Source organism: Streptomyces sp. NPDC037301, assembly GCF_055602785.1.
Window position 1 is genome coordinate 1 of the sequence record NZ_JBVJWD010000094.1, and the last position, 14,952, is coordinate 14,952.

The following is a 14,952-nucleotide window of genomic DNA, read 5'->3' on the forward strand; positions in this document are numbered from 1 at the left end:
GGCCGTTCGAGCTGAAGGTCGAGATGACCGCACGCCTCGTCCAGCGCGTTCGCGAACACCGGGAAGACGGCGGCCAGTTCACGGCCCATACCGACCCGCTGCGCACCCTGCCCCGTGAACAGGAACGCCAGCCGACCGTCAACCACTTCTCCCCGCACGACCTCTGACGTGCTCTCACTGCCTTCGGCCAGTGCTCGTAGCCCTGCGATCAGCTCGTCGCGCCCGGCGCCCGTCACCACCGCACGGTGGTCCAGTTCCGCGCGCGTCGTCGCCAGCGCGACACCCACATCCACCGGATCCGGAGCATCCGCACGCTCCATCAGGCCCAACAGCCCCGCCGCCTGCGCGCTGAGTGCGTCGCTCGTACGGGCGCTGAGAACCAGCGGCAGCGCTGCCGGGTCCGTGGAGTCCTGACGCTCCGGGGTCTGCGCCGCCTGCTCCTGCGGTGCCTCTTCGATGATCACGTGCGCGTTCGTACCGCTGATACCGAACGCGGAGATGCCCGCCCGGCGCGGCCGTCCGCCCGGGGCGTCCCACGGCATGGCCTCGGTGAGCAGTTCCACCTCACCTGCCGACCAGTCGACGTGATGGCTCGGAGCATCCACGTGCAGCGTCTTGGGCAGCATGCCGTACTGCATGGCCAGCACCATTTTGATCACGCTGGCCGCGCCGCCGGCGGCCTGCGTGTGCCCGAGGTTGGACTTGGCCGAGCCGAGTCGCAACGGCCGGTCGGCGGACCGTTGCTGACCGTACGTCGCCAGGATCGCCTGGGCCTCGATCGGGTCGCCGAGCTTCGTTCCCGTACCGTGCGCGTCGACCGCGTCCACATCGGCCGGGCTCAGTCCCGCGTTGGCCAGGGCCTGCAGGATCAGCCGCTGCTGCGACGGGCCGTTCGGCGCGGTGAGGCCGTTGCTGGCGCCGTCCTGGTTGACCGCGCTGCCGCGCAGTACTGCCATCACCCGGTGACCGTTGCGCCGTGCGTCCGACAGGCGCTCCACCACGAACACTCCGGCGCCCTCAGCGAATCCGGTGCCGTCCGCGGCTTCGGCGAAGGCCTTGCAGCGGCCGTCGGCCGCAAGACCGCGCTGCCGGCTGAACGCGGTGAACATGCCGGGGCTGCCCATGACGGCGACGCCGCCGACCAGGGCGAGTGAGCACTCGCCGTTGCGCAGCGACTGGGCCGCCAGGTGCATGGAGACCAGCGAGCCTGAGCATGCCGTGTCCACCGTCACGGCCGGGCCTTCCAGACCCAGGGTGTACGAGACGCGGCCGGACGCGACGCTGGGCGCGTTGCCGGTCATCAGGTAGCCGTCGAGGCCCAGCGGGGCCTGGTGCACCCGGGTGCCGTACTCATGCACCTCGGCGCCGAAGAAGACACCGGTCCGGCTGCCCCGGAGTGAGGCCGGGTTGATCCCGGCGCGCTCCAGTGCTTCCCAGGAGGTTTCCAGGATCAGGCGTTGCTGCGGGTCCATCGCCAGCGCCTCGCGGGGGCTGATCTTGAAGAAGTCCGCGTCGAAATCGGCCGCGTTCGCCAGAAAGCCGCCCTTGTCGACGTACGACTTGCCGGGCTGGTCCGGGTCCGGGTCGAACATGCCGGGAACGTCCCAGCCGCGGTCGGTGGGGAAGTCCGAGAGTACCTCACGGCCCTCGGCCATCAACGCCCAGAATTCCTCGGGAGAGTTGACACCGCCGGGGTAGTGGCAGCCGATGCCGATGATCGCGATGGGGTCGTCGTCGTCCCCCGATGTCTGCCGGATGGCCGCGTCGACGGGCTCGGGGGTCAGGCCGAGGGCCTTGGTGCGTACGAAGCGGCTCAGTTCGACCGGGGTGGGGTGGTCGTAGACCGCTGTGATGGGCAGTTCCAGACCGGTGGCCGCGGACAGCCGGGTGTGCAGGTCCACTGCCGCCAGCGAGTCGAAACCCAGCTCCAGGAACGGGCGTGCGGTGTCCACCGCGTCCTTCGTTTCCGGACGGGCCCGGCGCAGCGCGGCGACGGTCTGCTCGTGCACGATCTCCAGTACGGCGCGTTCCTGCTCGGCCGCGGTCAGCCCCGTGAGCCGCCGCACCAGAGCGGACTGTGGCGCCTCCGGCTTGCTCCTCGGCTTGCCACCGGACTCGGAAAGAACGTTCTCAGACTCGGTCATTCGGTGCACTCCAAAAAGAATTCCGCGGGCGAGGAACAAGGCGGGGAGGGACGGACGGGGAAGGACGGGGGAACGGGCCGGACCGGCGGGCGGTCAGGACAGCGGCCGGTCCCCGTACAGGAACGGCTGGTCGTAGCTGCGCTGCACGAAGGACAGCGCTTCGAGCAGGTCCGAGGAGGTGACGGGACGGGCCCGGCGGCCGCCCACCAGGCCGGCAAGGGGCAGCGATCCGGTGTCGGCCCAGCGCAGCCAGCCGTCGCCGTCGATGTGGCTGCGACTGCGGCCGGCGTTGTCCGGATGCAGGCAGTAGGGAATGTCCAGGTAACCGCGCTTGAACGCGAGCAGCAGGGCGTGGCCCAGGTCCGGGTGGCTGTTCAGCACCGCGTCGACGAGCGAGCGCGCCTCGGCGTACGTCTGCGAATCCTGCGTCACGGCTTCCGCGGCCGCGGTGGCCGTGGCGGCCGGCGCCCCTGGGCCTTTGACGGCTTCGGCCGTCCGGGCCACCCGGTCGGCGTGCTCCAGCGCGGCCACGTTCTCCGCGATGGTGGGGATGCGGCGGGACTCGGCGACGGTCTTGACGATCAGCCGTTCCGAGCCGGTGCTGACCGCGAGTTCGGCGGCCTGCCCGAGCAGCCGGTAGCAGCCCTCGGGCGTCGTGGGATACACACCCATGTAGGCGTAGATCACTACGTGCCAGTCGGCGTCCGGCAGCAGCTCCGCGCACAGCCTGCGGAGCGCGAGCACCGCCTCGCGGTCCTGCGCGCCATTGGTCTGCTGGGCGTAGCTGACGGACAGGTCGCCGATCCCGAGACGGTGGAAGAACAGCGCCTCCAGGACGCTGACGGCGACAAGCATGCTCGGCGGGCACAGCTGGCCCAGCATGCAGCCGCCGAAGGTCTCCATGTGGGGATTGGCGCCCCACTCGCGAAGCTGTGCGAACAGGGTGCCGCTGCGCTCCCAGTTGTGCATCGACTCGTCGAGCGGGGTACGGCCGTACGGCAGGCAGTATGAGACCGGGCCGCCCTCGGTGGCGCTGAGCCCGGCCCGCATCAGGGCGACGAAGATGTCGAACGGCACCGCGGAGCCGTGCCTGACCTGCACCGGGAAGTCGTCGGAGCGCACGTTGCGCAGTACCGAACGGGTGGTCTCGACGTCGTAACTGACAATGGGGAAGCCGTTGAGGCCGATGCCTTCCCGCAGCGCCGTCTCGATCGCGGCGAGGTCCCCGACCCGGGTGTAGCTGTCCAGGGTGAGGGTGCCGACGGTGGTGGCGTCGGCACGCCGGGTGGCGAGCAGCCCTTCGCGCATGGTCGCTGGGTCGCCGAACCCCATGCGGGGCTGCACGACGAGTCGGCCGGCCCGGTGCGAGCGGCGCACGAACGCGCCGAAGTCGCCGACCGGGGAATCCGGAGCGCCGACCGCCCGCACGGCCGAACCGGGCGGGTCCACGGGCCGGGTGCGCGCCGGGATGACGCCGGGCACGGACGTACCCCCCGTACTGCCGGCGACAGCACGGACTGCCGGGTCCCCGCCGGACACGGAACCGCTTGCCGGGGAGCCACCCTGCGGGACAACGCTCGTTGGGGCTCCGTCCAACGGGACGTTCCCGGACACGGCGCCGTCCAGCGTGGCACCGCCGGGCGTGCCGTCCGGTGCCAGGCTCGGCTCCGTACCGGCCGTCGCGGCAACTTTCGGCTCGGCACCGGCCTTGCCGGCGCCTCGCCGGGCCGGACCGTTCTCCGGCGCCGCAGCGAAGCGGTCGTTCACGACAGCGCTCTCTGCGGTATGCCACCGATGAAGCGTTGGAAGGCCGCGATCTCCTGCGCGCCGTCCTCGAAGACACTGTCGAAGCCCGCGGCGACCAGTTCCGCCACGAGCCCAGCGCCCTCGCCGCCGGAGATGCCGAGCTTCCCACCGATCACCGCGGGCAGCTGCGCCAGTCCACGCTCGTCGCGGAGCTTCCTGATGACGCGCAGACCGTCCTGGGCGCCGTGACCGTTGACGCTGCTCAGTACGAGCATGGCCGGCGCGCGCTCCAGGCATTCCTGTACGAGCAGCTCGTCCGGGACGCACGGGCCCAGATTCACCACGTCGTACCCCTGCTCCTCGATCAGCAGCTGCATGAACACCAGATTCCAGGTGTGCGAGTCGGAAGCCAGCCCGCTGACCAGGACCGTCTGCCGGCGTCGCGCCGTGGCCACCGCTGCCGTGTTCGCCTCGGTGCCCGCCGGTCCCGGTCCTGTCAGCTGCCGCGCGAGTAGGGTCATGCCCGCCCTCCACCGACCGGTGCCGGGCCTTCCAACGGGGCCGACGGGGCCAGCGGTGTCAGCGGGACCCGGCTGTGCTCCAGCCGGGACGCGGACACCACCTCACCACCGCGCACCAGCACCTCGGCGGGAGCGGGCCGGCCCAGGAACATCAGGAGGCTCGCGGTGGGGCCGTACGCCCCGGCGTTAGGGATGGTGAGGATGTCGCCGACGCGCAGATTCGGCAGCTCCACCTGCCGGCCGAGCACATCGCCCGGCGTGCACAGCGGACCGACCAGACTGGCGCTCAGCCCTGTGCCGTCCTCGATCTCCGCGGCCTGCTCGGGACCCTCCGGCTGGACCGCCACAGGCAGCAGCCGGCCCAGGCCCGACATCCCGCCGAAGGTGTTGATGCCGGCGTCCAGGATGACGAACGTACGGCCGCGGCTCTCCTTGATGTTGATCACCCGGGTCAGCAGCACACCGCTGTCGCCCACCAGATAGCGGCCGGACTCGCAGGCGAGGTGCGGTGTGCCTCGGCGCCAGTCGGGGAACAGCTCGTCCAGCGTGGTCTCCAGCCGCTCGCGCAGCTTCTCGTACACCGGGCGCTCACCGGGCACGGCGTACGGTGCGGCGAACCCGCCGCCGATGTCGAGGAACCGCAGCGGCAACCCGTGTTCGCGCTCAAGATCGGCGGCGACCGACAACGTGTGCCGGAACTCCCCGACCAGGCTGTCCTCGTCCTTGGCATTGCTGAGCGGGAAGAAATGCGCACCCGCGACCCGGGTGCCGGGCACCGCGCGCATTTTGGGCAGCACCTCGCCCAGCGTCTCGGTGTCGATGCCGAACTGCGAGGGCGTGCCGGTCATGCGGATGCTGGTGGTGGCGCTGGCCGAGGCGCTGTTGATGCGCAGCAGACAGTCGGCCACCACCCCCTGGACACCGGCGGCGGCGCCCACGTGCTCCAGGTCGGTGAGGGACTCCACCGAGAACAGCCGCACCCCGGCGCCGATGGCGTCGACCAGCTCGCCGTCCGTCTTGCCAGGACCGGTGTAAAGGATCTCCGCCGGATCGAACCCGGCCTCCAGTGCGGCGCCCAGCTCGCCCAGCGAGCTGATCTCGGCCCGGCAGACGCGCCCGTCGCCCGCGCCAAGGGCGCGCAGCACCTCCGGGTGCGGATTGGCCTTGACCGCGCTGAACAGACTGAACGGTTCAGGCAGAGCGTCGAACAGGTCCTGCCGCGCCGCGGCGACCCGGTCCAGGTCGTACACGTACAGCGGAGTGCCGTACCGCTCGGCCAGCTCGGTGTACCGAGTCACTGATCGCTCCCGTCGAGCAGCTCGGCGAGCCGCTTCTTCTCGTTCTTGCCGTGCAGGGTGAGGGGGAAATCGCTGAGTACCCGACAGGTCGCGGGAACCTTCTGCCGCTCCAGCCGGCCCGCCAGCTCGCGCAGGATCGCGTGTGGCGCGAGATCGGACTCCACGAACAGCGCCAGGTCGTGCCGGTCCGAGGGCGGCAGCACCGCCGCCTGCCGCACGCCGGGAATGTCCATGGCGGCGGCCTCGATCTCGATGGTGCTCATGCGGATGCCCTTGCGCTTGAACATGTCGTCGCGGCGGCCCTGGAAGTACAGATAGCCGTCCTCGTCGAGAGAGCCGTAGTCCCCGGTGTGCAGCCGCAGCTCTCCGGAGGGCTCGTGGCGGCGGAAGTTGCGGGCGCTCACCTCCGGATTACGCCAGTACCCGGGCATTACGTGCGGGCCCGCGGCGACGATCTCGCCGGACTCCCCGGCGGGCACGGGCTCGCCGTCCTCGCCCAAAATGAGGACCCGGGTGCCGGGCAGCGGCAGACCGACCGAGTCGGGCCGCTCGCGGTCCTGCTCCGGCGGCATGATGGAGACGCGCTTGCACTCGGTCTGCCCGAACTGGCGGACCACGCGCACACCGGGAAACGCGTCGCGCAGCGTCTCGATGGTCGGCTGGGGCAGCGCGGCACCGGTGTTGGTGAACATCCGCACCAGGGGCGCGGGATTCTCGGAGCGGCGCGCCAGCGTGGCGATCATGGTGGCCAGCGACGGCACGATCGGGACGACGGTGGCCCCGCTGTCCCTGATGGCGGACAGCAGCCAGAGGTCCGACTCGCCGTCGGCCAGCACGATTTCGCTGCGCCCGACCGCGCACATCAGGACCTTGTACAGGCCGTAGTCCCAGGACATCGGGAAGCGGCAGAACACCACGTCGTCGGGGCGGTAGCCGAGCACCTGGACCATCGACCGGGTGGCGAAGGTGATCTGCGCGTGCGGGCAGATCACCGCCTTCGGGGCGGCGGTGCTGCCCGAGGTGTAGACGAGGACCGCGGGCAGGTCCGGCGCGACGTCGACCGCCGTCTGCGGCCGCGGGCCCCGGTCGGCGATCTTCTCCACCTCGCTCCACACACCGCCGAACGGGTGGACGGGGGCCGTGGTGACCGTGCTGAGCGTCTCGTGCTGTCCCTCGGCGCCGATGACCAGGGCGGGCTCGGCGTTCTCCAGCACCGAACGCAGGTGGAATGCCTTCATGTTCGGGTTGAGCGGTACGAAGACGACTCCGCGCCGGGACGCGCCGTAGAACAGGGCGACCAGTTCCCGGTTGGTCGGCAGCTGTACGACCAGGCGATCGCCCGGTCCGATACCCTGCGCCTCCAGCCAGTCGGCGAAGGCACGGCTGTACTTGTCGAGACGGGCGTAGCTCCACTGCCCGTCGGCGTCGCTGACCGCCGCCGATGAGGGCGTGGAGGAGACGGCCTCGTCCAGCAGGGTGTGGACAAGGCTGCCATGACTGTGGCCGGGCACGGGGACCCCGTGCACCGCGCCGGAAGTGCTGTCCAACGCTCTTCTCCTGTCAGGTCGTCGGCGTGCTGGGCTTGCTGGACGTGCTGGTGGTCTCAGTGGTGGCGTCGGGGGCGCTGTGGGTACGGGACCCTCCCAGCCGCGCCTCGGCACGGCCCCGCAGTACACCCCGGTCGGTCTTCCGGTTGGAATTGAGCGGCAACTCGTCCAGCCGCCAGTAGTGCCTGGGCGTCATGCCCTGCGGCAGGACCGCCCGCAGCTGCCGGGCGAACGTGGCGGCGGGCACGGCCGAACCGGTGTAGAAGACCGCGAGTTCGGTGCCCGAAGCGCCGGCCACATCGACCGTGACCGCCTCGGTGACGCCCTCGCAGCCGCGCAGCGCGTGGTCGATCTCGGGGAGCTCCACGCGCCATCCTGCGATCTGCACCTGCGAGTCCAGCCGTCCCAAGTAGGCGAGTTCGCCGTCCTCGCCGATTCGCCGGACCCGGTCTCCGGTGCGGTACCAGGTTCGCTCGTCGTGCTCCAGGAAGCGGCCTTCGTTGTCAGCCGGATCCAGGTAGCCGCACGTCATCTGAGGTCCCGTCACACACAACTCGCCCTCGTTGAGGGCGGGTTGGCCGCCTTCGTCGAGCAGGAGGTGGTCGTGTCCGTCGTTTACCCGGCCGATCGGCACCACACCGTTCACCGCGATCCCCGGGGAGCGCTCCGGATCCCACCGGTGCGCGGCGATCGTGATCGTCAGCTCGGTCGGTCCGTACAGGTTCTCCAGCGTCGAATGCGGCGCGGCCGTCTGCCAGGCGGTGGCGTCCTGACAGGTCAGTGCCTCACCGGCGAAGAAGCTCCAGCGCAGTCCGGACAGCGCGCCGGGAGCCAGCCCGCCGAGCCGGCGCACCAGCGGGATCGCGCTGGGCGTGGAGAACCACACCGTCGTACGGCTCTCGGCCAGGAAGGTGGGCATCGCGCGGTACGCACCGGGCGGCGCCCACAGTGCGGTCGCCCCCGCACCCCAGGCGCAGAACAGGTCGAACATCGCGCAGTCGAAGTTGAGGTCGAAGGTCTGGGAGAAGACGTCCTGCGGCGTGAAGTCGTAGCGCTCGTCCTGGAGCCGGAAGTAGTGCGAGGCACTTCCGTGGCTGATCGGCACGCCCTTGGGGCGGCCCGTCGACCCGGAGGTGAACAACACGTACGCCGCGTCGGCCGGCCGCACCGGGCGCGGCTCGCTCAGCGCGCCGGCCGCTTCCGGGACGATCCGGTCGACACCCGGATGCGTACCGGGTCCGCAACCGGGCGCGAGGACGGGCAGTACGCCGTCGGGGCCACCGGTGTCGAGCGGCTCCTCGCCGTCCGGCCCCGGTGCCATCAGCTCCGGCAACTGCGCCCAGCCGGCCTCGTCGGCGATGACGGCGGACACCTGGGCGGCCCGCATCATGCGGCGGGTGCGCGCCGGGGGGAAGCCCGGTTGCAGCGGCACGACGGTGGCTCCCGCGTACAGCGCGGCGAGGATGCCGATGTACGCGTCGACTCCCTTCGCCGCCAGCACCGCCACGGTGCCCGGCGGTTTGCGCACCGCGCGCAGCAGCGCACCTGCCCAGACGAGCGCCCGCTCGTGCGCCTGCTCGTACGTGACCGAGTCGGCCCCGACCCGTACCGCGTCGTTGCGCGGCGCCAGGTCGACTCCGCGCAGAAAACGCCCGTGCAGCGCCTCTCCCACGGCTGCGTCCACTGCTCCTCCTTCGATGCTCGACCCTGTGGGTCCCGGGTGCCGCGGACTCAGGCGGCCTGCTCCTCGACCAGACCGGACAGCACCTTCCACAGCACACCGGGCGTCTGGAACGTCTCCTGGCCGAGTGCCTCGTCCTGGAACCGCACGTCGTACGTCTGCTCCAGCGCCGCGAGCAGCTCGACGATGCCGAGCGAGTCCAGGCCCAGGTCGCGCAGCGTGGTGTCCTCGGCGAGCTTCTCGTCGGCGCCGAGGAACGGCAGGAACCTGCGCAGCAGGTCCTCGAACTTCTGGTCCCACATGGTGAATTGCCTTTCGGGAGAGGTGAGAGGGGAACGGTTCAGGTACGTGCGGGCTGCGGCCTCGGCTGAAGAGCGACCCGCGGTGTGACCGGTACCACCTCGAAGTTGGACGTCGTGCGCCGTACCCGGCCGAAGAGACTGTCCTGACCGGCCACGCACACGACGCCGACGCCGGCTTCGCGCAGCGCGTCGACGACCGCGGGCCAGCGCATCGGGCGTACGCAGCTGTCCAGCAGCATGGTGCGCACCCCCTCACCCGTGGTGATCAGCGAGCCGTCCTGATCCGCGACGACCGGGATCCGCGGGTCGGCGAAGTCCAGAGGCCCGAAGACCTCTTCCTGGGCGCGGGCGCGCAGTCCTTTGAACGCCGAGCAGTGCATCGGCGGCCGCATCGAGTACAGCGACAGGCCGCCCAGTGAACGCAGCCTGAGCTTCAGCCATTCGAGGTTGTGCTCGCGCAGCGTGAGCATGTAGAAGTCGTCGTCGATGTAGCAGGAGATCTCGTACGTCTCGCCGCGTTCGTCCAGCTCCGCCAGTACTTCGCGCAGCTTGTCCTCGGGCACCCGCACGAAGGAGTGGGTGACCAGGTCCTTGAACTCCGTACTGAAGTAGTCCTCCAGCAGGCGCGCGAATCCGGCGGTGGCGCGGACGGCGTCGGGGAAGTCCAGCGCGCCGCTGAACGCGGCGGCCGGCTTCTCGCCGAAGCTCGGCCCCGTGCACAGCTCGGCCTCGACACCCAGCGTGTGCCCGGCCCACTGGGCCAGCGCCAGCGAGTTGACCATGAACGCGACCTGGGCGTATTCGCTGTAGTCGCCCTCGGTCTGCCGGTAGCGGTCGACCAGCGAGTACCCGAGGACCTGGTCGGCGGCGGCGACCAGCTTCCGGGCGCAGGGGTTGATGACCATGAACTTCCCGACCTCCGCGAAGGGGGTGGGCCCCATGCCGGGGAAGATCATCGCGGTACCGGTCCGGGATGCGGTGGTCATGTGCACGGTCCCTTCGAGACGTACAGGCATACGGAGGCACAGACGTTCAGTTGCGGGGGTGATGGAGCGGGCAGGGCGGACGGGTACGGGGAGCGGTGCCCGTACCCGTACCGCTACTCCTCGGGAGCGAGCAGCACGCCGGTGCTGGTGTCGTGCACCGTGATCGCGGACACCGGGCAGGTCTCCGCGGCGTCCAGCGCCGCCTCGTCGGGTTCCGTCGTCCCGACCCGCGGGTAGGACTTGCCGGACCGCAACTCGAAGTGGCCGGGCGCGTAATTGGCGCACACCGAGGCGCCGATGCAGGCCGTCCGGTCGACGGCGATGGCCCAACTGCTCACCAAGTCACTCGCAGCCGCTTCGGACCGCGCACCAGCATTCCCTGCTTCCAGACGACACTGTCCTCGACATCGGCGATGTCCAGGGTGGGGAAGCGCTCGATGAGGGTGCTCAGCACGCTCTGGAGCTCCATCCGGGCCAGCTGGGCGCCCAGACAGTGGTGCGGTCCGTGACCGAAGCCGATGTGCGGATTGTTCTCGCGGGTCACGTCGAGCCGCTCGGGGTCCTCGAAGATCTCGGGGTCGCGGTTGGCCGAGGCCACCGAACCAAGCACCGGTTCACCGGCCTTCACCGTGACATCACCGAACCGTACGTCCTCCAGGGCGTACCTGGCGAACATCGCGGAGTAGTTCAGCGGGATCCAGCGCACCAGTTCCTCGACCGCCTGAGGCACCAACTCCGGCTTCGCGCAGAGCAGTTCCCACTGGTCGCGCTGGCTGAGCAGTGCGTAGAGGAAGTTGGGGATCTGCGAGGCGGTCGTCTCGGTGCCGGTGATGAGCAGGCCACCGGTCACATGCATGACCAACTCCTCCTCGCTCAGCCGGTCGCCGTCCTCGTCACGCGTCTTGACCAGCGCGCCGAGCAGGTCCTCGGTGGGATTGCGCCGCCGCTCCGCGACCAGCTCGCCGATGTAGGCGAACAGTTCCTTGGCGTTGCGCTCCATCTCTTCCCACGGCAGCGCCGTCGTGGAGACCATCGCCTCGGACCAGACGCGCAGCTTGGGGCGGTCCGCCGCCGGCACACCCAGCATCTCGGAGATCACTGTCACCGGCACGGGGACGGCGAAGTTCTCCACCATCTCGAAGGGGCCGCCCTGCTCGACCATCGTGTCGGCCAGGCCGTCCACGATCCGCTGGGTGTCCGCGCGCATCAGCTCCACGCGGCGCCCGGTGAACGCCTTGGCGACCAGCTTGCGAAGCCGGGCGTGGTCCGGTGCGTCCATGCCGACCAGACCGTCGTCCAGGTGCTCGCCGGGGTGGGTGCGCGGCTGATTGCGCGTCCTGGCCATCGCCCGGCTGAAGCGGGGGTCGGCCAGGACGGTGCGTACGTCCTGGTAGCGCGTGGCCAGCCAGGCGGGTTCGCCGATCGGGAACTGCACCCGGCTCAGCGGTTCCTCCGTACGCAGCTTCGCGTACATGGGGTCGAGTATGAGCCGGTCCGGCTCGCTGAACGGATATGCACGAACCTCCTGAGCAGTGGTCACCCGCGTGCCTCATCCTTCAAGTTGTTGAGTTCTTGGTTTTCTTCGAGTTCCTTGAGAAAACCGACCATGACCGAGGTGAAACGCTCGGGCTCTTCGATGTGCGGCATGTGACTGGATTCCTCGAATGTTTCCCAGCGTACTTTCGGTATGCGCTCGAAATAGGGTCGGACGGTGGCCGGTGTGGCCTCGTCGTAACGCCCGCTGATCAATAGGGTCGGTACTTCGATGTGCGGCAGCCGGTCTTCGACCGACCAGTCCTTGAGTGTCCCGATGACATGGAATTCATTGGGCCCGTTCATGGCGTGGTAGACGGTCGGATCGTCATTGATCTCCATGAAGGTGGCCAGATAGTCCCGGGGCCACGGAAGGACGCGGCACACATGACGGTCGTAGAAGACCCGCATGGCCGCGAAGTATTCGTCGGTGTCCGTGGTGCCTGCGGCCTCGTGCTGGAGCAGCGTCTCCTGCACCTCTGGCGGAAGCTGCTCCCTGAGCACCTTCATCTCCTGGAGCCACAGCGGCATCGACGCCGGTGAGTTGGCGATCACCAGGCCGCGTAGTCCGGCCGGTCGGTCGGAGGCATGGGCCGCGGCCAGCATCCCGCCCCATGAGTGGCCGAACAGAATGTAGTTGTCGGTCACCCCGAGGTGCCGCAACAGGTTGTCGAGTTCGTCCCGGAAGAGCTGGACGGTCCAGAAGTCCGCCCCGTTGTCCGGCAGCCGCGTCGACCCGCCGTTCCCCAGCTGGTCGTAGTGGACTACCGGCCGGCCGGCCTCCGCCAGGGCCGTCATGCTCAGCAGGTAGTCGTGCGTGCTGCCGGGACCACCGTGCAGTACGACGACGGGCGGCAGTCCGCAGCGGAGATCCCCGGTGACGCGGTACCAGGTCTTGTAATCGCCGAAGGGGGCGGTTCCTTTGGCGGTCGGTGTCGCGGGCATCTTCCCACCCCAGGTCAATGTTTCGCAGCCTTCAACGGGAAGAACGCTATAGCAGCGAGGTAGCCGGGCAGACCCCTAGCCCCCCCTATGAGCCCTTAGTTGAAGAACTTCTTCGCCGACCCCTGGATATGGTGGTTCACCAAGTGATTCTTAAGAGTGCCCATAACTTCGGTATTTGCGTAGGGGCCCCTGTCGGCGACCGCTAGTAGGGGTGGCTAGGGGGGGCTATGGGTGGTCGGCGGATGAGGGCCGCCCGTAGCGTTCGGATGGACAATCCGAACGGGTTCAGGGGGTTCTTGGGTGGAAAGCGAGAAGAAGCTTCTCGACTACCTCAAGCGAGCGACGGCCGATCTTCGGGAAGCACGCCGGCAGTTGCGCGAAGCCGAGCGCAGGGAACACGAGCCCATCGCGATCGTCGGCATGAGCTGCCGCTATCCGGGTGGCGTCACATCTCCCGAGGAGCTGTGGCAACTACTGGAAAGCGGCCGGGACGGAATCTCCGGATTTCCCGCCGGGCGTGGCTGGGACATCGAGGGACTGTATGACCCCGACCCGGACCAGCCCGGCAAGACCTATGCCCGTGAGGGCGGATTCCTGCACGACGCGGCCGACTTCGACGCCGAGTTCTTCGGCATCGGCCCGCGCGAGGCGCTGGCGATGGACCCGCAGCAGCGGCTGCTCCTGGAGGCCTCCTGGGAAGCACTGGAGCGCGCCGGGCTCGACCCGCACGCACTGCGCGGCAGTCGGACCGGTGTCTTCGCCGGAGTGATGTACCACGACTACGCCTCGCGCCTGTCCAGCATTCCGGACGAGGTGGACGGGTACATCGGCAACGGCAATTCAGGCAGCGTCGTGTCGGGCCGCGTCTCCTACGCCCTGGGGCTGGAAGGCCCGGCGGTGACGGTGGACACGGCGTGCTCGTCGTCGCTGGTGGCGCTGCACTGGGCGGTACAGGCGCTGCGCAACGGCGAATGCTCGCTGGCCCTGGCCGGCGGTGTGACGGTGATGTCGACGCCCGACACCTTCACCGAGTTCAGCCGGCAGCGCGGGCTCGCGGTCGACGGCCGCTGCAAGGCCTTCGCCGAAGCCGCGGACGGCACCGGGTGGGGCGAGGGTGTGGGTGTGCTGTTGGTGGAGCGGCTCTCCGACGCCCAGCGCAACGGCCACCGGGTGCTGGGAGTGGTACGGGGCAGCGCGGTCAACCAGGACGGGGCCAGTAGCAGTCTGACGGCGCCGAACGGCCCGTCGCAGCAGCGGGTGATCCTGCAGGCACTGACAAACGCGCGGCTGCGTCCGGCTGACGTGGACGCGGTGGAGGCGCACGGTACGGGTACGAAGCTCGGCGACCCGATCGAGGCGCAGGCGCTGCTGGCGACGTACGGTCAGAACCGCTCGGACCAGGGCCCATTGTGGCTTGGATCGGTGAAGTCGAATCTGGGTCATACACAGGCTGCGGCGGGTGTGGCCGGGATCATCAAGATGGTCATGGCGATGCGTCATGGCGTACTGCCCAAGACGTTGCATGTGGATGAGCCGTCGTCGAAGGTGGACTGGACGGTGGGGCGGGTGGAGCTGCTGACCGAGGCGGTGGCCTGGGACAGTGAGCGGCCGCGCCGGGCGGGAGTCTCGTCGTTCGGGATCAGCGGGACGAACGCGCACGTGATCATCGAAGAGGCGCCCCAGGAGGAGGCGGCCCCGGAGCGTCAGGATGCCGCTCAGCCGACGCTGCCACTGGTGCTCAGCGCGCGGAGTGAGGGTGCGCTGCGGGCACAGGCGGCCGGTCTGGTGGGCCTGCTGGAAGGGGCAAAGGCCCCTCATCCGGTGGATGTGGCCCTGGCCCTGGCCACGTCCCGTGCGCAGCTGGAGCGTCGTGCGGTGGTCACCGGAGCGGAGCGTGGGCAGTTGCTGTCCGGGCTACGGGCACTGGAGGCCGGCGAGGAGGCGGGTGTCGTGCGGGGCACGGAGGGAGAGGGGCGGCTGGCGTTCCTGTTCACCGGACAAGGTGCCCAGCGTCCCGGTATGGGACGCGAACTCGCCGCGGCTTTTCCGGTGTTCGCGGCAGCCCTGGACGAGGTGTGCGGTCACCTGGACCCCCTGCTGGATCACCCCCTGAAGGAGGTGCTCTTCGCTCAGGAGGGTTCGGACCTGGCGGTGCTGCTGGACCGTACGGAGTACGCCCAGCCCGCCCTGTTCGCCATCGAGACGGCGCTGTTCCGGCTGGTGGAGTCGCTGGGGGTACGCCCCGATCT

General features: G+C 69.6%; 12 protein-coding genes. 1 reads left to right on the forward strand and 11 read right to left on the reverse strand.

Translation table 11 applies throughout. The features are described 5' to 3' along the window. From ACZ7IB_RS46970 to ACZ7IB_RS47020, 11 genes are all read right to left on the reverse strand, one after another. Positions 1–2,153: type I polyketide synthase (locus ACZ7IB_RS46970; RefSeq protein ID WP_470921350.1), on the reverse strand; the 2,153-nt coding region annotated here is incomplete at its 3' end. 84 nt (positions 2,154–2,237) lie between these two features. Then, on the reverse strand, positions 2,238–3,593 hold the full coding sequence (locus ACZ7IB_RS46975; RefSeq protein WP_470921363.1) for a methylaspartate mutase: 1,356 nt from the start codon (positions 3,591–3,593) through the stop codon (positions 2,238–2,240). Between the two features lie 314 nt (positions 3,594–3,907). Then, a complete protein-coding gene (locus ACZ7IB_RS46980; RefSeq protein WP_398634854.1) occupies positions 3,908–4,411 on the reverse strand; it encodes a cobalamin B12-binding domain-containing protein in 504 nt (167 codons plus the stop codon). Further along, on the reverse strand, positions 4,408–5,709 hold the full coding sequence (locus tag ACZ7IB_RS46985) for a type III PLP-dependent enzyme domain-containing protein (protein ID WP_470921352.1): 1,302 nt from the start codon (positions 5,707–5,709) through the stop codon (positions 4,408–4,410). Before ACZ7IB_RS46985 ends, ACZ7IB_RS46980 begins: the two co-directional genes overlap by 4 nt. Further along, complete coding sequence (locus ACZ7IB_RS46990; protein ID WP_470921364.1) at positions 5,706–7,235, reverse strand: AMP-binding protein; 1,530 nt, start codon at positions 7,233–7,235, stop codon at positions 5,706–5,708. The genes ACZ7IB_RS46985 and ACZ7IB_RS46990 overlap by 4 nt, the downstream gene beginning before the upstream one ends. Positions 7,236–7,269: 34 nt before the next feature. After that, entirely contained in the window at positions 7,270–8,940 is a 1,671-nt protein-coding gene (locus tag ACZ7IB_RS46995; protein WP_470921354.1) for an AMP-binding protein, read from the reverse strand. A 47-nt stretch (positions 8,941–8,987) separates the two neighbouring features. Next, positions 8,988–9,239: a phosphopantetheine-binding protein gene (locus ACZ7IB_RS47000; protein ID WP_389986390.1), complete on the reverse strand. Its 252-nt coding sequence runs from the start codon at positions 9,237–9,239 to the stop codon at positions 8,988–8,990. A gap of 38 nt (positions 9,240–9,277) precedes the next feature. After that, entirely contained in the window at positions 9,278–10,225 is a 948-nt protein-coding gene (locus ACZ7IB_RS47005) for an ACP S-malonyltransferase (protein ID WP_470921356.1), read from the reverse strand. A 113-nt stretch (positions 10,226–10,338) separates the two neighbouring features. Continuing rightward, positions 10,339–10,563: a ferredoxin gene (locus ACZ7IB_RS47010; protein ID WP_266430973.1), complete on the reverse strand. Its 225-nt coding sequence runs from the start codon at positions 10,561–10,563 to the stop codon at positions 10,339–10,341. Next, a complete protein-coding gene (locus ACZ7IB_RS47015; RefSeq protein WP_470921358.1) occupies positions 10,560–11,765 on the reverse strand; it encodes a cytochrome P450 in 1,206 nt (401 codons plus the stop codon). The genes ACZ7IB_RS47010 and ACZ7IB_RS47015 overlap by 4 nt, the downstream gene beginning before the upstream one ends. Next, entirely contained in the window at positions 11,762–12,703 is a 942-nt protein-coding gene (locus tag ACZ7IB_RS47020; protein ID WP_470921360.1) for a proline iminopeptidase-family hydrolase, read from the reverse strand. The genes ACZ7IB_RS47015 and ACZ7IB_RS47020 overlap by 4 nt, the downstream gene beginning before the upstream one ends. 300 nt (positions 12,704–13,003) lie before the next feature. On the opposite strand from ACZ7IB_RS47020, the gene ACZ7IB_RS47025 reads away from it, so the two are divergent. Further along, a partial coding sequence (locus ACZ7IB_RS47025; RefSeq protein ID WP_470921361.1) for a type I polyketide synthase occupies positions 13,004–14,952 on the forward strand: 1,949 nt, incomplete at its 3' end.

Bases quoted from the DNA above. Each gene is read 5' to 3' on its own strand.
- ACZ7IB_RS46980 (WP_398634854.1), bottom strand. From the start codon at position 4,411: ATGACCCTACTCGCGCGGCAGCTGACAGGACCGGGACCGGCGGGCACC.
- ACZ7IB_RS47000 (WP_389986390.1), bottom strand. From the start codon at position 9,239: ATGTGGGACCAGAAGTTCGAGGACCTGCTGCGCAGGTTCCTGCCGTTC.
- ACZ7IB_RS47005 (WP_470921356.1), bottom strand. From the start codon at position 10,225: ATGACCACCGCATCCCGGACCGGTACCGCGATGATCTTCCCCGGCATG.
- ACZ7IB_RS47020 (WP_470921360.1), bottom strand. From the start codon at position 12,703: ATGCCCGCGACACCGACCGCCAAAGGAACCGCCCCCTTCGGCGATTAC.